Raw genomic sequence first — 21,704 nt, forward strand, 5'->3', positions numbered from 1 at the left:
GAGGACCGTGCGATGACCATTTTCAACGATACGGCCGATGCTCTGGGCGTCGCCCCGGAGGCCCGCAATCGGGCATGGGCTGCCGTGGGAGCGGCCGGGATCAGTCCTGATGATCCCGAGGTCGTGCGGTTATTGGTCAACGAGCATGTCCGTTCGACGATGGCCGCACTCACGAGCGACCTGGAAACGGCGGCGGGCAAGGCGATCCGGGAATTCGGGGACGCGCAGGCACAGGGGGAAGCGGCGGCATCGGCACGGCTCGCAACACGCGGGACGGAGTTGGCGCAGAGCCTGTCGTCTGCAATAGCAGCGAACGTCGAGCGCACGCTGGATCGGCGGGCTGAGGCCAAACTGAACATCTCGATGACGACGCAATGGGCCTGCGGGGCGATCGTCTTCTCGGTCGGATTCTACCTGGGGTCGCTGAGTATTGGTTACGTTGATGTGCCTGACGACCAGATCACGCGCTGGCTTCAGGCCCGGACGCCTTGGTTTCTGCTGTCTGCCGGCGCGGTCGGGTTCCTGGCTCTCCGCCTGATCGTCGCTTGGGTCGCTTCGTCACCCCTGATCCGATTCCTGCTGTGCCTGCCACCGCGCGAGAGCATCCGGGCGTGGACGGGCCGCGACTACTGAAACCTGCAAACACAAGGAGAGGACCGATGATCAAAATCGTCAGGACATCACTGAATATCGCGGCGGGGACAATGTTCCTGTCCGCCGCCAGCCCGATCGTGAGCATCGCGAATATGACCGGCACCGGTGCCGCGCTGCCCGCTCCGGTCCAGGCGATTGGGCAGACGATCCATCAGATCGCTCAGGCCGCGATCAGCAACGCGGGTCTGCCGACAGCGCCGGCCGACCTCGCCATCGGGCCGAACCTCGAAACGCCAGGGCGGCTGGAGTTCGGGCAGTGAAGGGCGACAGCAAGCTCGGCGCCGGCCGGCGCGGGACCCGCGCAGCAATCACGGCCGCATACAGGGCGCGGCGGATCGCAGCCGGCTGGGTTGATTTCCGCCGCTATGTGCCTGGCGAAATCCGGGGCGAGATCGGGAAAACGGTCAGCCGGAAAATTCGGCGCTGGCAACTCAAACAGAACAAACCGAACGACAACGACAAGACGGACGGAGAATGACATCATGTTCCGCAACTCACGCACACGCATCATCGCTGCATTTATGCTCACGACAGCCCTATCGTCGGTTCGCGCCTCGATCGCGATGGCCGGCGCCCTGCCCACGGGTGGCGCTTTCGTTGCCGGCTCGGGCCAGATCGCCACCAGCGGCTCGGCGATGACGATCAACCAGACGTCCGCGCGGGGCGTCATCGACTGGCGTGGATTCTCGATTGGCTCGGGCAACTCTGTGCAGTTCAACAATGGCGCCGGAGCGACGATGAACCGGGTGACTGGCGCCCAGATGAGCCAGATCGACGGCAAGCTGGGAGCGGCTGGCTCGGTCTTCCTGATCAACCCGAACGGCGTCGTCGTTGGCCCCGGCGGGCAGGTGGTCACGAACGGCTCGTTCGTTGCGTCCACGCGCGATATCAGCAACGGTCAGTTCATAGCCGGCGGGTCGATGACCGCCTCGGGGCAGTCGTCCGGCGCTGTTGTCAACAGGGGCACGATCAGGGCTGCGAACGGCAACGTCGTGTTGATCGGTCAGAGCGTCACAAACGAGGGCGTCATCGTCACCGGCCATCGGACTGCGGCGATGATCGCAGCGGATTCCGTCGTTCTTTCTGAGACCGGCGGGCCATCTGGCATTTATGTTGCCGCCGGTTCGACCGGCCGGGGTGACGTGACCAATGCCGGCCGCATCCAGGCGGCGGCGGTTGAACTGGCATCTGCTCATGGCAACGTCTATGCGCTCGGGGGCAACCACCAGGGGGCCATCCAGGCGACCGGGGCTCAGGAGGTCAACGGCGAGGTCTATCTGACGGCCGGCGACGGAACGGTCGATGTTGGTGGCCGCATCACCGCCCACAACACCGACGGCTCGGGTGGCCAGATCGTCGCAAACGGCCGTGATGTGGCGCTCGCGTCCCGCGCTGTCATGGATACAGGATCGACGGTTGCCGGCCGGGCCGGGGGCACCATCCTCGTCGGTACGTCGGGCCACGGCCAGAACCTGGCCCAGACGGTCAAGCTCGCGGACGGCGCCCGGCTGACAGCGGGAGGCAAAGGGGCCGGACTGATCGAGACATCCGCAAACAGCGTCTCGACCGGCGCGCTGACCGTCGATGCCGGACGGGGCGGCACATGGCTGACTGACCCTGATGACCTGACGATCGACAGCACGGCGGCGGGGACGATTCAGACGGCGCTGAATGCGGGGACGAACGTCACGGAGCAGACGACGGCATCGGGCACGTCCGGGGCAGGCACGGTGTCTGCCGGGAGTGGCGACATCAACGTCAACTCCGGCATTTCGTGGAGCGGCAAAGCGACGTTGACGCTCGATGCGTATCGGAATCTGAATGTGAACGCGCCGATCACCGTGAATGACGCAGGCGCGGTCGTGATCCAGACGAACGGGGATGACATCTTCAACCCCGGCGGGTCGCTGACATATTCCACCCAGAACGCTGGTTCCCTGAGCGTGAACGGCGCGGCCTATACCCTGCTCTGGGGCCTTAGCGGGCTGAACAGCATCGGCACGGCCGGGTCAATCTCCGGCAATTTCGCTCTTGCGGGCAATGTCGATGATGCAAGCGCGCTGTTCACGCCTATTGCCCATACCGGCAATTTTGTTGGCGTTTTCGACGGCTTGGGCCACTCCGTCAGCAACCTGAACGTCAATGATCCCACCCATGCCGCCAGCGGTCTGTTCGGCATTTCGTCGGGGACGATCGCCAACGTCTCGGTGTCCGGCATCATCGACGGGCGCGGTGGCCCGACAACGTCCTACGTCGGCGGCGTTGTCGGCCAGAACAATGGCCTGGTGCGTGATTCTCATTCATCCGCGACTGTCTATGGTTATTATGTTGGCGGCCTGAGCGGCGGTTCTGCGACAGGGACTGCGACGATCGAGCGTTCAACATCGTCCGGCAATGTCTATGCCCTGGACGGATCGCCTTACTCGGGCGGTCTGGCAGGCACGGCTGCTTCAGTCATTGATTCCTCCGCTTCAGGCAATGTGGTCTCGTCCGTTGCCGGCTCCTGGGTTGGCGGGCTGGTCGGTTATATGACTGGCGATGTCTCCGGCTCTTCCGCATCCGGCAACGTCACCGCATCTGGCAGCGGCGTTAAATCCGGCGGCCTGGTGGGCTTTACGACCGGCGGAATTTCTGACTCCATCGCGACCGGCACGGTTACGGCTGGCCAGAACGCCATCGCGGGCGGGCTGGTTGGTCAGGCGTCAGGCACGCTTTCCAGCGTCCGCGCTTCAGGCAATGTGACCGGCGGTGATAGTGCGACGGTCGGTGGTCTGGCGGGCCGCAATTATGGCCAGGTCACGCAAGCGATTGCGATCGGCGATGCGACCACGGGCGTCGGGGGCTCGGCCGGCGGGCTGGTCGGGCAGAACGAGGGCGGCATCAGCGTTTCCTATGCGACGGGCAATACCACGGCATCCGGCGCGACCGGCACTCTCGGCTATGCCGGCGGGCTTGTGGGCGACAATGAGGCTGCGATCTCTCAGGCATATTCGACCGGGTCGGCCACGGGGCTGACCAACACTTACACCGGCGGGCTGATCGGAAAATGGGGCGCCGGCACGGTTTCGGATACCTATGCGACGGGCCTCGTAACCGGCCAGACCAGCCAGATCGGCGGGTTTGCCGGGCTGCGCGTGGGGAATCCCGGCGTATCTCACGGTTACTGGGACACCGTGACGACCGGCACGCAGACGGCGATCGGAAAAATCGACCAATACACGTATGTCATCAATATCAACGGCCTGACGACAGGGCAGTTCGCGCGAGGCCAGGAAACCCTGGTCGGGGGATGGGTGACCGGAGCGCCCTATGAGGTGCTTTCAGGGCTGCCCTACATCGTCGTGACGGGGGCTGGCTATGCCCACGAAACGTATGGCTCCGCGACCGTGACCGCGCCGAAAACAGTAACGGCCACGGCTTCAGATGGGATCGATACGACGGCCGCCCTTGCCGGAATCGGCCCGTGGCACGGCTATAGCCAGAGTGCGGCGGGTAATGCCTATGCGACATGGGCCGAGGGTGTGACCGCGCCGTGGCACCAGACCGTTTATCACGCGACTGTCATGATCGATCCGGCGGCGCTGACGATCAAAGCGGGTGATGCGACATCGACGTATGGCCAGACGCCGGACGTTTCTGGAGCCGGATACACGGTTTCGGGGCTGCTCAATAGCGATTCTGTTTCTGGCCTGAACCTGTCCACGATCGCGACCAAGTCGAGCAATACCGGCACGTATGACATCACCGCGTCTGGCGCAACCGGCACGGGGATCAGCAATTATATTGTTGTTTACCAGCCGGGGACACTGACAATCGATCCGGCGGCGCTGACGGTCATCGCCAATGACAAGACCTCGACCTATGGCCAGACGCCCGCGCTGGGGACAACGGGATTCACGGCGAATGGCCTGGTCAACGGCGACACGATCTCCGGGGTCAATCTGACGACGACGGCAACTGGCGCGAGCAGTGTCGGGCAGTATGGCATCACGGCCTCGGGCGCGGTGGGTTACGGCTTGGGCAACTATGCGATCAGCTATCAGCCGGGGACACTGACCATCGATCCGGCGACACTGACTGTAACAGCCGGGAGCGGAACGTCTGTGTATGGCGAGGCTGTGTCCACGCCCGGTTACAAGGTCAGCGGGCTGGTCAACGGCGATACCGTGACGGCCGTATCTGTTGACAATACCGCATCGTCCGCGTCCGCCGTTGGGGATTATGCCGTTAATGCCTCGGGGGCTGCCGGCACGGGCCTGGGCAATTACAATGTGCAGTATGTCGCTGGAGATTGGTCAATCACGCCGCAGACGCTGACAGTAAAAGCGGGGAGTGGGTCGGTCGAGTATGGTCAGACGGCGGGCGGGTATGGGTTTACCGCAACCGGGCTGGCGAACGGAGACACTGTCAATGATGTCACGTTGTCAACCCCGGCGACCGCGCAGTCGAGCGTCGGGCAGTATGCGCTCAATGCCAGCGATGCGGTCGGGACGGGTCTGGGAAATTACACGATTGCGTATCAGCCGGGAACGCTGACGATCACGCCCGCGCCGCTGACGGTGACCGCAGGGAGTGGTTCGAGCGTTTATGGAACGACGCCATCTGCCGCTGGGTATAGCGTCGCTGGCCTGGTGAATGGCGATACTGTCTCCGGGGTCAGCGTCAATCAGCCGGTGACCGGGGCATCCGGGGTCGGGTCGTATGTGACGACGGCTTCAGCGGCGACCGGCAGCGGCTTGGGCAATTATGTGATCGACTATGAGAACGGATCATGGAACGTCACGCCCGCGACGCTGACGATCGCTGCGAATGATGCTTCGTCGGTCTATGGTCAGGCCCCGAAAACGGCCGGGTTCACGGCCAGCGGTCTGGTCAATGGCGACGCGGTTTCCAGTGTCGATCTGTCCACGACGGCGACGGCGGCTTCCTCGATTGGTGACTATGCGATCAATGTCAGTGGAGCGACGGGAACGGGCCTGAGCAATTACACGATCGGCTACCAGAGCAGCACGCTGACGATCGATCCGGCCGCGCTGACGGTCACGGCTCTGAACCAGAACTCGACGTATGGCCAGAACCCGGCTCTCGGCACGACCGGCTTCTCCGCGAGCGGCCTGGTCAACGGGGATACGATTTCGGGCGTGCGACTGACGACTGCGGCGACGGGCGCGTCTGGGGTTGGTCAGTATGGGATCGTCGCAAGCAATGCGTCAGGCGTCGGGCTGGGGAATTACGCGATCAATTATCAGGGTGGCACTCTGACTGTTGATCCTGCCGCGCTGACTGTGATTGCCGGAAACGGAACGAGCGTTTACGGACAGCCGGCCGAACTGCCGGGCTGGACGGTGAACGGACTGGTCAATGGGGATCGCGTGACATCCGTCACTGTCGATACCGGGCATACCGTTGCAAGCGGCGTCGGGACATATACGACGACAGCGTCGGGCGCGACCGGGTCGGGGCTGGGGAATTACACGATCGCATATCAGAACGGGTCGTGGACTGTGACACCTGCTACGGTTGTCGTGAAGCCCGACGATCAGACGAGCGTTTATGGACAGACGCCTCTTAGCCAGAATCCGGGGGTCATCGCGGTTGCTGCTGTCACGCCGGCGGCTTCGGGTGACGCGACGACGGAGAATGACAAGGTGACGGCCGAGGCGACTGTGTCGTGCAACTCGGGCGGGAACCTGGTCGGGCAGACAGAGATGACCTGTCAGACCAGGGGGAAGTGATCCAAGGCGGGCGCGGCTTCGGGCTGCGGCTGATGGAAGAGGGGGCGCTCCGGTTTCGGGGCGCTCCTTTGTGTTTCGAGGATGCTGAAGGGGGATCGCGCTGCGACGGTCAGGGATCGGCCGGGCTGCCGCCGGCCTGGGCGGTTACGTCCTTTAATGCTTCTCAACACCACCTCGGCGGAGCTGAGGCTGCCCCCATCGCCATCCGCGCCCCCCCTTGGACTGCTTCAGCATCAAAGAATATGGGGAAGCAGCGCTGGGGGCATTAGCCCTTCCGTTTGACCAGCGACGCCGTTTTGGGATCATAAACGTATCCGGTTATTGTCCCATCTTTGATTTTTTCCACGGCTTCATTGATGACAAACAAGGGGACAAGGAACCATTCGCGAGGAATGACAGGGTTCCCGAACCTATCCTCTATCTGGATGTCCAGCCGTGCCGGATCGAAAATGCGATGGATGATGTTCTCAAGTTTTGTCCGGCTGATATTGAACAGATTGTAAGTCGCCGCGACCTCGACATCAGCTAACAGGAACGTCGGATCAAGTTTTGCATTGGCTATCCGTTTGGCAACGTCTCCCCCAGTTACGCCAATCTTGTGGACAAGGTCTCTGTTGGCCGCGATAATGGGATTGTCGGATTCACTTCTCAGAACGTAAATAGTTCCGCTTGCAAGATCGTCTTCGTCGTTGTCTCCGGCGAATAATGGCCCGGCACTGGGTTCGGACACTCGGCGGCTGGCTTCATCTTTATAAAGCGCACGCTGAAGGGAACGAAGCAGGATGTTGCTTTCGGTTCCATTGGAATAAATGACGCGGAGACGGGCATCACTCTCACCATTGGGCGCTCTGAAGGTCTCACCAATCTCGGCAACATATGCTGTCTGACCACCCAGGATAAAAAATTCTCCCGGTCTGATGTCAGTTTTCAGGAGGCCGGCTTCTTTCCGGATAGGGCGTGTAATGCGCGTTCCGATCTCGATGTCTTTCTGGACTGCCTCGAATATCGACTTGAAAGTATCGAAATCCTCACAGCGCTCCCGGTTGGCGACTTCCTCGGCTGCCCGCTTTTCTGCTGTGGAGCGGACGTGGCGCAGTTCAGTGATTGAATTCTGCTCGATGCCGTCCACGCCGAGCATGGAAAGCAGTTCATCGTCGCTTATGTTTTCATCGATCTCTTCAATGACAATAGCATTGGAGAGAATACCCTGATGATCCATAGGCAGAAGCAATGCCATGCACTCGGGTTGCGAGCGAAGCCGATCGAGGCGGACTGCGTATAGACGCTCGAAAATGTCGTGATCTTCCCCATGGCGGGGAGAGCGTCCGTGTTTGTCCACAAACCGCTGGATTTCCTCAAAACCAGCTATGATGCGCTCTTCTTTTGGAGTTCGGGAGGCTTCTTTCTTTGTCTCGACTTCAACGCCCAGCGCTGACAGGAGCGCATCATCCTCGTCGGTAAAACCTTTAGCCACGAGCCGCCTCCGCCTTCATGCGGGCAAGGAACGCGACGCCCTCGGCCATGCTTTTCTCCCAGGGGTCGGTCGATGTTATGGAGGGGAGCCGGCCACGTTCCTGCATGAACTTCAGCGCTCGTTTAGATAAAACACGCGCTTCTTCCAATGTCATCGTCGCACGTTTGGCACCGATTACGGCCGCAACCTGCTTCAGACTCTCTTCGCTCATTGCTTTAGCCAGGATGGAATAAGCCTCCCCAAACGGATTGATGCGATCAATCAGATCAATGTCCAGTTCTCGCACGTCCATTGCGAATTTACGCACGCCATCGATCAGGGCCGTGTTGGCTCCTGGTTCTCCATCGCCACTCGTCGCAATATGAGCCGCCTGTTGTGTCAGGTTCAGAGCCGCGATGGCGTGCTGTCGAACGGCCTCCTGATCTTCCTCATCCAGTTCGGGATATTTGTCTTTGATGATTTTTCCCATGCGGGAGATCGTCAATTCCTCCGGAACGAGTTCTTTGTCGAAAAGCCCACGTTCAAGAGCGGTCTTGTCCTGCACGAAGGCAGTGATGACTTCGTTCAGGTCTTCCTGGCAGATACGGGTTGCCTCTTCGCTCCTGGGTTCGGACAGCCCCTTAATCTCGATCTGGAACTTTCCTTTCTCTTCGTTGAACCCGACATTGCATTTGTCCTGTTGGTAGCCGTCGTCTCCATAATCGAAGCCGTCAGTCGGCTCGTTGGTTGACGCTTTCGATCTGAATTCGAAGCGGGGGGCGAGAACCTGTTCCATCAGCAGACTGGCGGCAATGGCTTTAAGGGTATCGTTCACGGCCTCTGTTACGGCCTCTTCCGAAGCATCTGGCTCGGCGATCAGGTTGGTAAAGCGAGCGCGGGTTTTCCCAGGCGCATCGCGGGTAGCACGCCCTATGATCTGGATAATCTCGGTCAGGCTGGATCGATAGCCAACGGTGAGCGCATGTTCGCACCAAATCCAGTCAAAGCCCTCCTTGGCCATGCCCAGCGCAATGATGATGTCCACATGGTCGCGGTTGTTCTTCTGGGTTGGGTCTTTCAATGCGGTGGACACGCGGTCACGCTTGCTCTTGTCATCGTCCACCAGATCAGCGATCCGCAACGTCCGGCCGTCTTCCGTTTTTACCAACTGAAAGCCGGTGACAGGGTCGGCTCCTTGCCAATCGCCAAGCTCCTCGATGATGTGCTCCACTTCCCTCATCTTGTCCTTCGTGCTTTCGCGCGAATTGACGCTGGGGATGTGAATGATGGTTTTTTGCTGTGGGTCGAGAACCTTCAGGATGTCGTCGGCGTAAGACCCGGAGTAGAAGAAATAGCCGATGTCGAGATGCTTGAGATACCGATAGCCGTTTAACTGCTCGTAATAGGTATAGGTTACGGTATCAAACTTGGCCTCGTCCTGTGGCGATAAGACATCGACCGCGTCGCCCCGGAAATATGAGCCGGTCATGGCGACGATATGCACTTTGTCACGGGCAATGAACGCGCCGAGGTGATGACCCAGTTTGTTGTCTGAGTCGGATGATACGTGATGGAATTCATCCACAGCAATCAGACGATCGTCGAAAGCCTCAACGCCGAACCTGTCCACGGCGAAGCGGAAGGTGGCGTGCGTGCAGACAAGCACCTTGTCGTCACTCTTGAGGAACGCTTCGACCGAATTGACCTTGCCCCCATTATCACCGCCGGCTGCATCACACAGGTTTCTTCTGGGTTCTACGTGCCAGTCTTCCCAGAAGCCGAACTGGGTCAAAGGCTCGTCATGGAAACTTGCGCCAATGCTTCTTTCAGGCACGACGATAATGGCCTGCTTCAGTCCCTGGTTGGCCAGCTTATCGAGAGCGATAAACATGAGCGCCCGGCTTTTACCCGAAGCCGGAGGAGACTTGATGAGAAGATACTGTTCACCGCGCTTTTCATAGGCGCGTTCCTGCATGGGGCGCATCCCCATGGCATTGGCCTTGGTTGAACTCCCATTGGCCGAGTAAGAGACAGAGACGGAAGGGACGGATTGGATTTTTTGGGTCATGCTCTTTCTCCCGCGACACTGGCCAATGCCGCCTTTAATGTTTGGAAGCAAAGTGTCGCAGTGTGTTTATCTGGCGAGAAGCGGGATAACATTTGCGCGTATGGATGGATGTAATTTCGAAAATCACGAAGACCATGACTGAATTTCTGCACGTCTGGCTTCAGCAATCCTATTTCACACGAGACATCTATCAACTGACTGAGCGTCCAGTCATGAAATAGCTTGGGCTTGCCCTCGGTGGTTTTGGGACAGGAAGATGAACGATTAAATCGTGCCGGCTCTTTCTGCGCTGCACCCAGAAGAACGGCTTCCAGCACGCTACCGCACAAAAAAATTGTGGAAAGATACGCTTTTGCAGACATTGTCGCTTGCGCTTCTTTTAACCGACTTTCGATGATAGATGCGACCGCTCCTTCAACCGGGAGTTTCTGGAGGTTTGGAATGGAAAATTCACTTTGAAGAAAGACTTCTTCAGCGGTCATAGTTTTAGTGGCAAGGGGTTTTCCGGTCAGACGTGCGACTACCTTTCGGGATTGTTCGAGAATGACTGCATCAGGTTGATTGCCATTTAGGAGACAATTTACCTCATAGACGCCTAACATTTCATCGAGGACTTGGCCGACAATGGCGTCAGACTCTTTCTCCCAGAAGGCCCGCATTTTTCTGGCTTTTGACGAGCCATACGTCTGATATTTTTGACTATGAATCTCAATCCCGTAACGGGTAAAAAACTCCTGGAATGTTGTGTCTGAATAATCCAGAACGTAACCGCTCTGCATCCCAAGAATTTTTTCAAGGTATCTTTTGTCGATCTCTGTAAGAGCGCTCATGCCGCGCCTGCCTTTTTCTTATTCTTCGATCCGGGCCTGGCGGTCATTTTGGTATAGAGATCGAACAGTTTCTCCAGCCTTTCCGTATCATTGCGGAAACGGCGGCCAATGTAGATGCGTTCCAGCACCTCATCATTACGGTCGTGCGCCTCACGCAAATCAGCGGGCATTTCTTCGGGGTCATACAGTTCCGCAATGGTCGCGGGGAAATGAGCCTCGCGTGCCAACAGGATGTCTTCAGCGCAACGGGTCAAGTCGGCTTTCATCTTGTCGGTTAATTTGGGGACAGGGAAAGTGTTCCAGCCCAATGTGTTGGAATAAGAATAATCTGTTCTCATTCTTACACAAACCGTCCCTATCCACACTATATGCAAGCGCGAAGCTATGAGAGCCATATTCCATAATTGGGCGTCATAAAGAGCAAAATTTCTATCACCGATGATAGTATCATGGCCCTCAAGCCCTATGGGTAGATAATAGCGGTTTTCCGAACTCACTCGCGCAACAACGAGGGACGATTTTTGAGCGACTGACTGTATTTGACGAAAGCGGTGGGGAAAATTCGCCGCAGGACGAGTCTCAAGCGCTTTGCTTTCGGCCCTCATTTTAGAAACAGCCTCGATGCGCTTCCCTATTTCTGGTATTTCTTCTGCACTGATCCTATCTTTGTCGTTAATCCACAGACAATATCTGCTCTCGCCACGGATAAATTCCTGGGCGCCCAGAAACCGCTTAATGTATTTCTCGGCCGACGGATATTTATTGAGAAGTTCACGCCGTTCGTCTGACGTGAAGAAGAAGTTACCTCCATCCGTTGGCTTATTCCCCCACTCCATCAAGCCTCTGCCATCTTGCGGTTTGGAAAGAGGGCTGATTATGATGTCCGAACCAGGAACTAAATAAGCGTTAATGTTCTCAACCTCCTTAACGATGGAAGTTCCGTCATCGGAAGGTCTGTAAAGACGCCGCGCTTTGGAAGCGTGATTCGAAAGGCCAATAATCGCTACAGTCACCCCCGCCTTGTTGCTTGCGAGATTAGCCCATTTGAACGAAGTGTGAGCAAAAGAAATTTCATGGCCAGTTCTGAAAATTAGCGGCCAAAGAATAGGGACTTGCTGTCCCTGGCAAATTGAATTGGTAGAGACAAAAGCAGCTCCGGCGTTGGTTTTTGTGCCATAATCGGCCGCTTTCATAAACCAGCCAGCGACATAGTCTAGAGACTTCCAGCTTTTTGTGCGATGGCCGAATATAGACTCTAGTTCGCCTTTCTGCGCCTCATCCTGCCATGTAGAACCGAGATAAGGAGGATTTCCGCAGATGTAGGTTTCCCCTCCCTCATTCTCGAAATCGATATGCGGCTGATCTAGTGGGGAATGAAATAGATCATCTGCGCTGTATTTCACTCCGGTTCCGGTCGGCGGGCAGATGCTCAGCCAGTCCAAACGAAGAGCGTTACCGCAGGTGATCCAATTTTCCGCGTTTAACGGCAAAAACTCAGCCAGAGCCAATTTCTGCCCCCGATACAAAACGTCACACTGAAATTCAGCAATGATCAGAGCAAGACGCGCAATCTCGGCCGGGAAGTCGCGCAGTTCTATTCCACGGAAATTGGTCAGGGGGATTTCTGATGGCCGGTCAGTCTCTCCACGAAGGCGGTTAATCTCTGCCTCAATGGCTCGCATCTCCTTATAAGCGATGACAAGGAAATTTCCGCTGCCACAGGCCGGATCGAACACCCTGATCCTTGCCATACGCTTGCGTAGGTTCAGGAGCATCCTGGCATTGTCGCCAGCCTCATCTAGTCGTGCCCGCAGGTCATCCAGAAAGAGAGGATTGAGCACCTTGAGGATGTTGGGAACGCTCGTATAGTGCATACCAAGAGCGCCACGTTCCTCATCATCTGCCACGGCCTGGATCATAGACCCGAAGATGTCCGGGTTGATTTTCGTCCAGTCGAGAGTGCCGATATGGATAAGATAGGAGCGGGCGATCTTGCTGAACCGAGGCACCTCAGGGCTGCCCGAAAATAGACCGCCATTAACGTAAGGGAACCTATCAGCGTAACGAGCAATGCCAGCTTTCTTTCGCTCTGCCGTAGGGGTGTTCATTGCACGGAACAGTTCGCCAATCACCTCGTGGGTGTTAGACGAATCTCGCTCGGTCATTGTATCGACCGTGTTCGTGAAAGAGTGACCATCCTGAAAAATATCCGTGTCTTCGGCAAAGAAGCAGAAGATCAGGCGAGCCATGAAATGGTTCATGTCATGTCGGCGGTCGGCAGTTCCCCAGTCGAGATTGTCCTTGAGTAATTCGACATACAGGCGATTCAGCTTGCTGGTCGCGCGAATATCGAACGAACTTTCGCGGATTTGTTTGACCGTCGTGATGCCGGCTAAGGGCAGGAACGCGCCGAAATGATTCGGGAAGTCCGTATAGGCACAGGCGACGGTCTCACCTGTATCCAATTCCTCCGCCTCGAAGGTCTCACCATCCGTCGCCAGGATGAACTTGGCTTTGGCCTTAGACGTGGCTGGGCTATCCCGGAGGGCGGTCAAAGTCCGCGTCACCTCACCGGGCTGGCAGGTCGCAATATGGATGTTATTCCGCTGGAGAACGGCGCCTGGGATGTCAGAGGCATTGGTCGAGCCTTTGGCGGCCCGGAGACGCTTGATGGTGGTATCTTTGTTGCCGAAGGCCAGGAGGAAAAGGTAAGGGAACTCTTCCGCATCAAATGGTTGCTCCGCAAGCGCGGATACGGCTTCTTCAATCTCTACGGCGTTCATCGCCTACCCAATCCCATTTCTATCTCGACAGTCACCATATGATCGGCTGACCTTACATCGGATCAGGACGCCGGGCTATGGGACGTAATCGTGTTCTGGGTTGCGGTCTGGCAGACTAATTTGCACGGGGAAGACGTAAGATCGAACGAGAAACGGCGGCTCAGAGGCCGCCTTCTGGGATGGTTGTCACATGTTGCGGTTACGAGAAGGCAGGCACAGACTCTTTCGTCAGGATCAGATACATCTCGAAGCGGCCGGGAGACATCTCCCGCTTCCCATACTCCCATCTCTGCCACGACCTGAGATGGACGCCCATCATGTCGGCGGACCCCTGTTGGGTCAGGCCCGCATCCTTCCGCGCAGCCTTGATTTCAGCAGGCGTCGGGAACGATGACTCTGCGGTCATGTCGTTCTCTTCTTCGTCTTGATGATGAACAGATCGTAGAGCGCCCTGGGCATGGGGTGCCGTCCGTATTCCCATTTCTGCCACGTCGAAAGCGTTACTGCGACCAGGGCGCCGGCCTGCTTCTGGGTCAGGTCGGCAGCCAAGCGAGACGCCCGGATTTCGCCGGGCGTCGGGGGTGTGGGGGCGAGCATCTAATAATCACACATCTCTGTGACGGGGCCGAGAAGGTCGCAATCAAGAAGAAACGGCGCGATAATCTCCTTCTCGATGATGTTATCAAGTACAAAATCCGCAACGCTCAGAAGTTCTGGTTCGGCACCATCCTTGCCCCCTGGAGACCACCGCATAGTGGGAGTTTCAATTTTGCAATCATTCCTCCGTCCTTTCAGGCTATGGAGTATTTCCGTCCACAAATCTTCGCCGCAAACCGCGTGAGGAATTACGCAGTGCAACGGTATTTTGTAAGTCCATTTCAGATCGACACCCACACGCATATTCTTCGCATTAATCTCAATTATATTCGTGGGCGTCCAGAACACCGCCTGCGATACCGTCCATTCTTCAGCGTCCGATAAAGCGTGCATGGCTTTATCCAGCGGCATCAGCATCTGGAGTTTCTTAGCCCGAACAGCAGCGGTTTCTCTTTTTGTCTCCGCCTCTTTTATTGACTTGATGATGTCGGCGTTTCTCTCCGCGAAGCAAATGTCATCGCCACCGTATTCTTGAACGAGCCAATCATAGATAGCCTCGACCTCCTGGTGCGGGCATGAGTTATTAAAGTCATCCTCCGTTGTGCCAGTGATTAAGTAGTCCAAAATGTTCAGAATTACTCCCGCATCGAGCAGGCGACGCAGGTCGCCGAGACTGTCGAACGCTGTGCTTCCGATTGTGTAATTCTCACAAAGTTTCTTACGCTCGTGATATGTCATGTCTGACAAGGACATCCAGCCCTGACTGAAATCACGATCAACGAGTCCCGTCCAGACGATGGACGCTCCAGCATCCTTGTTTTCGGCAAGTATCGTTATACGTTTTCCGCTCCAGCACAAATCCTTATCGCTATCGAACGTCACGCTTGCAAGTTTCCATCGCAGCGCATCTCTGACGACGACGGAGATGTCATCGTCGGGATCGTAGTAATCGTAGTCCTCAGGACGCCCCCCGCCGAGATTGTTGATTCTTGATTTACTCCAGTCGGACGGACGCCTTCCCTTTTTCGTCAACCACGCGCCGTAAGCGCTGGAGAAGGGGATTGCGTCGAACTGCTCGTCTGTCAGGGGGGCGAATAACCTCCTGACTTGAGCCTTCACCTCTTCACGATCTGATTTCGCAGTCACGTTCCATTCGGCGGCCTTGTCCACTGAATTTGTCATTTGTTTAGAACCTTACTTGATCCATTCAGTATGAGAGAAATTCCCATACCGCTGACATCTTAGTGTTCAGCCGCCTTTTCGGCGGGCATTGTCGGGATGGCTTCTCGCTTCCGACACTACTTATATACATCGCATGGCTACAAAATGCAAGTAGATTTGGAGTTTATTTTCAAAAAATAGCGTGTATCCAGGATAAAATCTCTAAACGATGCCAACACTCAGCAGGTAAACATGTTTACCTCATGGCGATATTGCCTGGGTATTCGGATTCCAGCGGTGATGACATGCTGCGACCTGTCCATGACATGACGTTGACGGGGTGTGTCATGGGGATGACTTGGCCCCAGTGCGTCGCTCCAGGCTGCACCATCCTGGAGTGGTTTGCTGTCCCCGACATCGCCAATCGACATTTAGTGCGCCCAGAATGCGTCGGCCTTACGTGAATATTATGTTGTTATCGAGATGAATGCCGACTTCAGCATGATGGCGGCGCGGTCCGGGACGACGAATGCTCCGGAGCCACGCGCCCGGCGGCAGCCGGGCGATCCCATCGCCTCCTTCGAGGCCCCCTTCGCCTACCGCGTAACCGCCAGCCCCCCCCCAGAGACGATTCCCACGATCTCCGGATTCCTCCAGGAGATGCTGAGGGACCTGCGAACCGAGATGCGGCAATGGATTCTCGACGATTCCGCCGAGCCATCGCAGAAAGTCGCCATGGATCAGACGGACGACGGGAAATCGGTGCGCGATTTATGAAATCGGCGGAGACATCAGGTATAGAATAGGGCTTGTGCAATCGCACCGGTGCCCCGACCGCATGACCGGCCGGGGCTCACTTGCAACGATGAGAGAAGCATCATGCAAGCCGACCTTTTTAACACGCCTGATCGCAACCCCTCAAATTCCGGGCTGACCGCTTTCGATTTCGAGGGGGTTCCCGTCCGCGTCACCGATATCCATGGAGAGGCATGGTGGCTGCTGACGGATGTGTGCCGGGTCCTGGAGATCAGCAACACAGGGAACGCCTCCGCGCGGCTTGATGGCGACCAGAAGTCCACTATCCGTATCGCGGATAGTGGCAATCTCAACGCCGATCGCGTCATCGTCAACGAATCTGGCCTCTATTCACTCGTGTTTGCCAGCCGCAAGCCGGCGGCCCAGCGGTTCAGGAAATGGGTCGCGTCGGACGTGTTGCCGGCGATCCGGAGGACCGGCTCATACCACCTCCGTCCGGCCCCAGAACCTGCACCGGCCCGCCAGATGACCATGGCCGAGATGACCCTGGCCGTGATCGGCAACCTGCAAGGCCAGGTCGCAGAACAGGCGGCCACGATCCACGCCCAGAACGCCCTGCTCGATACCAGCATGCCCAAAGCGGCGGTCTATGACCGGATCGCCGACGCGGACGGCAGCCTATGCATCTCAGACGCCGCGAAAACGCTCGGCCTCGGTCCGCAGTCGCTGTTCCGGTGGATGTCCGCGAACGCCTGGATATTCCGGCGCGGACGTGGGGCGCCCTGGCTCGGACGTGAGGAAAAGGCGGAGAATGGCACAGGCTACCTGACGCACATCGTGACCACCGTGCTGCGCCCGGACGGCCGCGAAATCGTAACGAAACAGGTCCGGGTCACCGCCAAGGGTCTCGCCCGGCTGGCCCGCCTGGTGCCTGGTGCGCGGACCCATGCTGCGCCTGTCGCGGCGACCCCGGAGCCGGTTCGGCACGGGGGGTATTTCCACGGTCGCCGCCGTGGCCATGCGGGCACGGAGCCGGAGGATATCGACGCCCTGGGCCGGCACGACGGCACCCCGCCGCTCTGGCTCAACTGACAAGTTAAGGCCCCGGTTCATCGCCGGGGCCTTTCATTCTACTGGGAACGCCCCTCCGCCTTGGATTCCGGTCCTGCTTTCGCTTGATGCTGCGCAAACGATCGATCTGCCGCCGCAATCTGCTTGTCGAGTGGCGTCTGGTCTGCCGCCCGCACCTTAGACAATGAGGTGGATGGCCCGGAAACATTGTTGGGGGCGGCCTTGGGACCAGCCTTGGGCACTGACTTCAACGGCGGCGGCTTGTTGATCGGCGCCAGCTTCTTCGGCGGCAGGGGCGGAGGCGGCTTCGGCGCCGGACCAGGTGGTGGCGGCTTGATGCTGGGCTCGTCTGGGAGCGGGATTTCCGGCTCGCCTTTGTGCGTAGTCGCTGGCGGAACCTCTTGTTTATGCGCGTCATTATCCTGTCGGTTGCATGGGCTCTTCGTCGCTGGGTTGCTGATGTTCGCCTGTGTCCGCTTCTGGACTTCCGTGCCGGCTGCATCTGCCATCGCGGACGGGAGGGTGCGGATCGATGACACAAACGACAGCAACGATGACATTATCGACATTGTGGCTTCTCCGCCGTCTTGTGCGCGTTTTCCGACTGATGCCGCGCATATGCCCGGTCCGATGACGCGATCTGCCGCTCCAGGGGCGTGGGCCGTGCCGGCGCTACCATATTGCGGGCCGGCAGCACCCCGCCCCTCGGAGGCAAAGTCGCCCTCGGCGCCGGCTGATCCAATGCGCCGCCAGGACGATCGGCCGGCGCCAGGGTGATCGCTCGCGCTGGCGGGTATGCGGGTTGACCGGATGCGACCATGGTCTTGACCGGGGGGACGCCACCGCGCGGGGGCAGGACCGTCCTTGGTGGCGGTTGATCCGGGTCGCGGCTGGCGCGCTCGGCCATGTGCTGGGCTATGGCATCACGACGGGCCTCGATATTACCAACGACATCCGATGCGCAGAATTTGAGTGCATCCCTCATCGTCTTCTCACAAAAGGCGCTCTCTGCATGTGTGATCTCGATGAATGGGAATTCGACTGACCACGCCTTACCTTCCACGTCGCGCGCGTGCTTGGGCTTCATGTTTCGATACCCGGCCAAACGGATGCCGTGCCGAAGTCCGCTGATTCGCGGATCGCCGAATCTCTGGTTCAGATCGGTAAAGAACTGGTTCAGGCCCCTGCGGTCATAAACTTGATCGTCCGTGCCACTGGCCACCCCCTGGCGCCGGAATGGCGCCTTCGGCACCCGGAACACGATCTGATGGCTGTTCCATGATGTTTTCAAGCCGAGGCATGGCCGATAACCTTGGTCGCGCCAATATTGAACCGCAGATTTAGATGGATCGGGAGACACCGCATCGTCGATCATGACGTAGAAGCTGTGACGATCCATCGGCGTGATTAAAATGTTCATGCCCTCCTTGATGGAATTCTTCATCCGGAGCATGCCGACGGCGTTCTGGAGGTCTTTGGTATTATAGAACTTCTCGACCTTCTCGCCGTCTTCGGTCCGTTTGCCGGGCAGGTAGCCTGCCTTGTTCTTGATTTTCTTGCCGTCCTCGTCGATCTTCGGCGCGGAATCGTCGGCCTTTTGCATCAGGGTCAGCCGGACCTCGCTACACCCCAGCGCATCCATCTGGCGTTTAACTTGCTGATTTATTGTCCATTCTGCCGCGAGAAGGGGGCGATCGATTTCCTTCTTGCCGACGTTCCGTTCATGGGTTTTGTCATCCGCGAAATGCTTATGAAGCCAGTCCAGGGCCGCGTTGTAGTCGCACCTCTTGGCCCATTTTACGGTGTCTATGGAGTTGCTTGCCGGGCGCAGGTTGCCGTCGCGCGATGGCAACGCTCTGTCCATCGGTAGATCACCAGCGGAAATGAGCGCAGCATGGACGCCGGCCGGATCGAGCCGGCGCAGGCGATCGACTTCTTCGCGAGTCAGGTCAGCCATAATGATCTCTCCAGGCGCGTCGATCACGCTGTCGCGGGCAGGCTGGGCACGCGGTCGCGATACAGGTGACCGAGCAGATGTCCGTTGATTCTATCATGGATTCTGGCGAGGACGGCCCAGACGACCCTCTCGGACGGGCCGGACCAGGTGCCAGCCAGGGCGTCATAGGTGACGGGTCGATTTCCGGGGAACGTAATGCCGGCCATGTATTTATTGGTCGGACGGAAATGAACTCGGCACACGAGCCAATCTCGGGCGTCGTCGTAGAGAATGAAGCCGTAATGGTCATAAGGCTCGGGCTCTGACAGGCGCCATTCGCGGCCGGACGGCACCTGTTCGATCTCGCCATCGGCCTCGCGCATCAGGAAAACCTCAAGGTCCAGGTCGGGCTTGCGGACGTCGGTCATGGTGCGTCTCCGGGAATCGTCTCGACCGAATCGAGACGTTTGCGGACGGCTGCAATCACGGATTCTGTGTGTTCTGTGCTGTCCGCAAACCACCGGTCGCCCAGGGCGTCGTAGTGAACGGACGGCAGGTCATGGAAATCGATGCCGGAGAGACATGGCGTCTTGCGGTTGAAGAAAATGCGATAGTCTCGCCAATATCTGGTGTCTTCCGGCTCGACGTGCCGCAGTTCGCGGTCGCGATCGTCCGGATCGTCGTGCCATGATCGAACAGGCGGCGGCTCGGCGTGCTTGATGACCATGCCACCGACTGCTATGAGGCGGCTGATCTTGGCTGTGTCTATTTTCGGCATCATCGCGGTCCTGTGCCTATCGTTTCGGAATTGCTTCGGGCTATTCGACCCGAGCCGAGACGATCTTGCGTCGTAATGCGATGGCGTCGCTGATCAGCGCATCGAGTCCTTGCAGCACACCCCGCTCGCAAACGACTTCGCGCTGGTTCGTGTTGATCAGAAACAGATCGTAAAGACCGCGCGGCATCGGACATGTGCCTGCTTCCCATCGTGCCCATGTTGCGAGCGAAACGAAGACGATCTCTGCCGCTTCTGTCTGTGTCAGGCCAGAGGTGGCGCGGGCCGAGCGGATGGCCTGTGGTCGCGGGTTTCCCATTGATTTTGCTTTCATAGCTCGCTAAAAACATAGCATCGATGCACCGCTTTTAGCGTGTTACAGTCGCCGGATTCCCGTCCGGCGACTGTGGTGATCAGAAGGGAAGGCTCAGGCAGTTTTCCGCTTTCTCGTCTTCGTGATGGAGGCAAGCGCAGTCCGGGCGTCGTCCGCGATGATTTTTGCGTGCATCCTCCGAGCGATGTCGGTCGCGGACAGTCCGGACGGCTCATCCGAGATGACCTCAAGCGGGATGTAGCCTGCCGCAGCGAGTTGCTTGAGGTCACCTTGCTCAATCAGGCAATCAAAGGACGCTTGAGGCGCGCGATGCCTCTGCGCAGAAATTCCAAACTTCTCGGCTCTCCTGTGAATTTTGACGAAATTCATTTTGTCGCGTCCATCAAATGCGCCATCAGTTGTTTCAACAACGAAAATAGCGCAGTCGTTCCCGTGGATAGTCAGGTAGTTTCCGTTCGACAGTCTGTTTTTATCCAGTTCAAGCATCTCATCGATTACGGATTCAAGATGCTCAACCAGATACTCAGATGCGCCGTCGTATTCACGGCTAACGTTATATTCACAGTGAATCTTGATGACATTGCGGCCACTCTTGCGGCGGAAATTACCGTCTGTTGTTTCGACTAGCCGGGCGACGTAAACGACATAGCGCCGACCAACGCGGAACGTCTGAGTGTATTCCGCGAGTTCTCGGGATAGCGCGACTGTCAGATAATTGCCGTTGAGCAGGCGTCGAGCTTCAAGATTTTGGCGATCTCGCGAATATCCGCTGTGCTGAATGCGAGCCTCAAGCTCCTTGGCATTTACGAAAACAGGCTTTGAGGATTTGGTCATTTTCTCACTCACTCCAAAGGCGAGCGGTATCGATGCACCCGCCGGATTGTGCTGCCAGGTTCCCGCCCGGCATCAGGTGCTTTTCTCACGCTGACAATACTTATATAGCAGCGTGAGTAATAAAAATCAAGAAAAACACCATATATATACTTGACAAATTCAAACAACCGAATCCGATAAGAAAATGGCAGGGTGAAACACACCGTTTATACATGCCTGGAAGGCCACCAGTTGGACGATTGGGCGTTTTTGAGCGTGGAGCGACTTTTGAGCAAAGACGTCGCATAGTGGCCTTCTACAGCAAGGCGGGGTCATGACATCACGTTTATGTGATCACTCAGCGGCGATCGGCATGGTCTCGGCCTCAGACTGCCCGGCCATCATCGCGGCCTCACGGGCGGCCTGGGCCTCAGCCTCGCGGCGACGGACCATCTCCAGGAACTCGCGGCCCGTCATGACCATCCTGGCCATGACCGCGCCCTTGCGGTTTTCCAGTTCCATCTCGTCGCGGCTCTCCGCATCCAGTTCCAGCCGGGCGCCGTTGGGCCAGGTCAGGGCGCCGTCGCGATAGGTCAGTCGGGCGCGGGTCGAGAGGTCGATGATGATGTGGGCTGCGGCGTTGATGACGATCTCGACGGCGGTGCTGGGGGTGATGTCGCCGGCCGGGTCGTGGGCCTCGCCGGAGACGGTGAGTCTAGAAAATGACATGAGGGTTGC

Annotated in this window: 19 protein-coding genes; 6 read left to right on the forward strand and 13 right to left on the reverse strand. The window is 57.9% G+C overall.

Annotated elements, in window-relative coordinates; genetic code table 11:
- The first annotated feature begins 12 nt into the window (after positions 1 to 12).
- Genes HLH25_RS09090 through HLH25_RS09105 form a run of 4 tightly spaced genes read left to right on the forward strand, consistent with a single transcriptional unit; the run spans position 13 to position 6,389 of the window.
- Positions 13 to 633 carry a hypothetical protein gene (locus tag HLH25_RS09090; RefSeq protein ID WP_182973765.1) on the forward strand — a complete coding sequence of 207 codons (621 nt, stop codon included), beginning with the start codon at positions 13 to 15 and terminating at the stop codon, positions 631 to 633.
- A gap of 26 nt (positions 634 to 659) precedes the next feature.
- The gene (locus HLH25_RS09095) at positions 660 to 914 is read left to right on the forward strand and encodes a hypothetical protein (protein WP_182973766.1); all 255 of its coding nucleotides are present in this window, start codon (positions 660 to 662) and stop codon (positions 912 to 914) included.
- Positions 911 to 1,132: a hypothetical protein gene (locus HLH25_RS09100; protein ID WP_182973767.1), complete on the forward strand. Its 222-nt coding sequence runs from the start codon at positions 911 to 913 to the stop codon at positions 1,130 to 1,132. Before HLH25_RS09095 ends, HLH25_RS09100 begins: the two co-directional genes overlap by 4 nt.
- Positions 1,133 to 1,136: 4 nt before the next feature.
- On the forward strand, positions 1,137 to 6,389 hold the full coding sequence (locus tag HLH25_RS09105) for a beta strand repeat-containing protein (RefSeq protein WP_182973768.1): 5,253 nt from the start codon (positions 1,137 to 1,139) through the stop codon (positions 6,387 to 6,389).
- 265 nt (positions 6,390 to 6,654) lie between these two features.
- On the opposite strand, the gene HLH25_RS09110 is transcribed toward HLH25_RS09105, so the two are convergent.
- The 6 genes from HLH25_RS09110 to HLH25_RS09135 all read right to left on the reverse strand — a co-directional run bounded on the left by HLH25_RS09110 (position 6,655) and on the right by HLH25_RS09135 (position 15,290).
- Entirely contained in the window at positions 6,655 to 7,863 is a 1,209-nt protein-coding gene (locus HLH25_RS09110; RefSeq protein WP_182973769.1) for a GIY-YIG nuclease family protein, read from the reverse strand.
- The gene (locus HLH25_RS09115; RefSeq protein WP_182973770.1) at positions 7,856 to 9,910 is read right to left on the reverse strand and encodes a DEAD/DEAH box helicase; all 2,055 of its coding nucleotides are present in this window, start codon (positions 9,908 to 9,910) and stop codon (positions 7,856 to 7,858) included. The genes HLH25_RS09110 and HLH25_RS09115 overlap by 8 nt, the downstream gene beginning before the upstream one ends.
- Positions 9,907 to 10,740: a hypothetical protein gene (locus tag HLH25_RS09120; RefSeq protein ID WP_182973771.1), complete on the reverse strand. Its 834-nt coding sequence runs from the start codon at positions 10,738 to 10,740 to the stop codon at positions 9,907 to 9,909. Before HLH25_RS09120 ends, HLH25_RS09115 begins: the two co-directional genes overlap by 4 nt.
- Complete coding sequence (locus tag HLH25_RS09125; RefSeq protein WP_182973772.1) at positions 10,737 to 13,523, reverse strand: class I SAM-dependent DNA methyltransferase; 2,787 nt, start codon at positions 13,521 to 13,523, stop codon at positions 10,737 to 10,739. The genes HLH25_RS09120 and HLH25_RS09125 overlap by 4 nt, the downstream gene beginning before the upstream one ends.
- A 402-nt stretch (positions 13,524 to 13,925) precedes the next feature.
- Positions 13,926 to 14,120 carry a helix-turn-helix domain-containing protein gene (locus HLH25_RS09130; RefSeq protein WP_182973773.1) on the reverse strand — a complete coding sequence of 65 codons (195 nt, stop codon included), beginning with the start codon at positions 14,118 to 14,120 and terminating at the stop codon, positions 13,926 to 13,928.
- Positions 14,121 to 15,290, reverse strand: a complete 1,170-nt coding sequence (locus HLH25_RS09135; RefSeq protein WP_220791747.1) for a hypothetical protein — start codon at positions 15,288 to 15,290, stop codon at positions 14,121 to 14,123. It lies immediately after the preceding gene.
- A 474-nt stretch (positions 15,291 to 15,764) separates the two neighbouring features.
- Here HLH25_RS09135 and HLH25_RS09140 point away from each other — a divergent pair, with 474 nt between their 5' ends.
- Positions 15,765 to 16,058 (forward strand): hypothetical protein, encoded by a 294-nt coding sequence (locus HLH25_RS09140; RefSeq protein ID WP_182973775.1) that lies wholly within the window; start codon positions 15,765 to 15,767, stop codon positions 16,056 to 16,058.
- A 102-nt stretch (positions 16,059 to 16,160) separates the two neighbouring features.
- On the forward strand, positions 16,161 to 17,129 hold the full coding sequence (locus HLH25_RS09145) for a phage antirepressor KilAC domain-containing protein (RefSeq protein ID WP_182973776.1): 969 nt from the start codon (positions 16,161 to 16,163) through the stop codon (positions 17,127 to 17,129).
- A 38-nt stretch (positions 17,130 to 17,167) separates the two neighbouring features.
- Here HLH25_RS09145 and HLH25_RS19995 read toward each other — a convergent pair whose 3' ends face one another.
- The 7 genes from HLH25_RS19995 to HLH25_RS09175 form a co-directional block, all read right to left on the reverse strand.
- Positions 17,168 to 17,677, reverse strand: a complete 510-nt coding sequence (locus HLH25_RS19995; RefSeq protein WP_220791748.1) for a hypothetical protein — start codon at positions 17,675 to 17,677, stop codon at positions 17,168 to 17,170.
- On the reverse strand, positions 17,668 to 19,065 hold the full coding sequence (locus tag HLH25_RS09150; RefSeq protein WP_182973777.1) for a DNA-primase RepB domain-containing protein: 1,398 nt from the start codon (positions 19,063 to 19,065) through the stop codon (positions 17,668 to 17,670). The genes HLH25_RS19995 and HLH25_RS09150 overlap by 10 nt, the downstream gene beginning before the upstream one ends.
- A gap of 23 nt (positions 19,066 to 19,088) precedes the next feature.
- Complete coding sequence (locus HLH25_RS09155; RefSeq protein ID WP_182973778.1) at positions 19,089 to 19,472, reverse strand: hypothetical protein; 384 nt, start codon at positions 19,470 to 19,472, stop codon at positions 19,089 to 19,091.
- Complete coding sequence (locus HLH25_RS09160; protein WP_182973779.1) at positions 19,469 to 19,825, reverse strand: hypothetical protein; 357 nt, start codon at positions 19,823 to 19,825, stop codon at positions 19,469 to 19,471. The genes HLH25_RS09155 and HLH25_RS09160 overlap by 4 nt, the downstream gene beginning before the upstream one ends.
- A gap of 37 nt (positions 19,826 to 19,862) precedes the next feature.
- On the reverse strand, positions 19,863 to 20,009 hold the full coding sequence (locus HLH25_RS20240; RefSeq protein WP_246401812.1) for a hypothetical protein: 147 nt from the start codon (positions 20,007 to 20,009) through the stop codon (positions 19,863 to 19,865).
- 237 nt (positions 20,010 to 20,246) lie between these two features.
- Positions 20,247 to 20,987 carry a hypothetical protein gene (locus HLH25_RS09170; protein WP_182973781.1) on the reverse strand — a complete coding sequence of 247 codons (741 nt, stop codon included), beginning with the start codon at positions 20,985 to 20,987 and terminating at the stop codon, positions 20,247 to 20,249.
- 333 nt (positions 20,988 to 21,320) lie between these two features.
- Positions 21,321 to 21,695, reverse strand: a complete 375-nt coding sequence (locus HLH25_RS09175) for a hypothetical protein (RefSeq protein WP_182973782.1) — start codon at positions 21,693 to 21,695, stop codon at positions 21,321 to 21,323.
- Positions 21,696 to 21,704: the final 9 nt, after the last annotated feature.

The sequence above is a fragment of the Gluconacetobacter dulcium genome, assembly GCF_014174165.1.
In the GTDB taxonomy this organism is placed as follows: domain Bacteria; phylum Pseudomonadota; class Alphaproteobacteria; order Acetobacterales; family Acetobacteraceae; genus Gluconacetobacter; species Gluconacetobacter dulcium.

What these genes read in the sequence shown, in the direction of transcription:
- HLH25_RS09170 (WP_182973781.1), bottom strand. Translation starts at nt 20,987, where the DNA reads ATGACCAAATCCTCAAAGCCTGTTTTCGTAAATGCCAAGGAGCTTGAG.
- HLH25_RS09105 (WP_182973768.1), top strand. Translation starts at nt 1,137, where the DNA reads ATGTTCCGCAACTCACGCACACGCATCATCGCTGCATTTATGCTCACG.
- HLH25_RS09125 (WP_182973772.1), bottom strand. Translation starts at nt 13,523, where the DNA reads ATGAACGCCGTAGAGATTGAAGAAGCCGTATCCGCGCTTGCGGAGCAA.
- HLH25_RS09115 (WP_182973770.1), bottom strand. Translation starts at nt 9,910, where the DNA reads ATGACCCAAAAAATCCAATCCGTCCCTTCCGTCTCTGTCTCTTACTCG.
- HLH25_RS09090 (WP_182973765.1), top strand. Translation starts at nt 13, where the DNA reads ATGACCATTTTCAACGATACGGCCGATGCTCTGGGCGTCGCCCCGGAG.
- HLH25_RS09095 (WP_182973766.1), top strand. Translation starts at nt 660, where the DNA reads ATGATCAAAATCGTCAGGACATCACTGAATATCGCGGCGGGGACAATG.
- HLH25_RS09150 (WP_182973777.1), bottom strand. Translation starts at nt 19,065, where the DNA reads ATGGCTGACCTGACTCGCGAAGAAGTCGATCGCCTGCGCCGGCTCGAT.
- HLH25_RS09160 (WP_182973779.1), bottom strand. Translation starts at nt 19,825, where the DNA reads ATGATGCCGAAAATAGACACAGCCAAGATCAGCCGCCTCATAGCAGTC.
- HLH25_RS20240 (WP_246401812.1), bottom strand. Translation starts at nt 20,009, where the DNA reads ATGCCGCGCGGTCTTTACGATCTGTTTCTGATCAACACGAACCAGCGC.
- HLH25_RS19995 (WP_220791748.1), bottom strand. Translation starts at nt 17,677, where the DNA reads ATGTCGATAATGTCATCGTTGCTGTCGTTTGTGTCATCGATCCGCACC.
- HLH25_RS09120 (WP_182973771.1), bottom strand. Translation starts at nt 10,740, where the DNA reads ATGAGCGCTCTTACAGAGATCGACAAAAGATACCTTGAAAAAATTCTT.
- HLH25_RS09145 (WP_182973776.1), top strand. Translation starts at nt 16,161, where the DNA reads ATGCAAGCCGACCTTTTTAACACGCCTGATCGCAACCCCTCAAATTCC.
- HLH25_RS09130 (WP_182973773.1), bottom strand. Translation starts at nt 14,120, where the DNA reads ATGCTCGCCCCCACACCCCCGACGCCCGGCGAAATCCGGGCGTCTCGC.
- HLH25_RS09140 (WP_182973775.1), top strand. Translation starts at nt 15,765, where the DNA reads ATGAATGCCGACTTCAGCATGATGGCGGCGCGGTCCGGGACGACGAAT.
- HLH25_RS09175 (WP_182973782.1), bottom strand. Translation starts at nt 21,695, where the DNA reads ATGTCATTTTCTAGACTCACCGTCTCCGGCGAGGCCCACGACCCGGCC.
- HLH25_RS09155 (WP_182973778.1), bottom strand. Translation starts at nt 19,472, where the DNA reads ATGACCGACGTCCGCAAGCCCGACCTGGACCTTGAGGTTTTCCTGATG.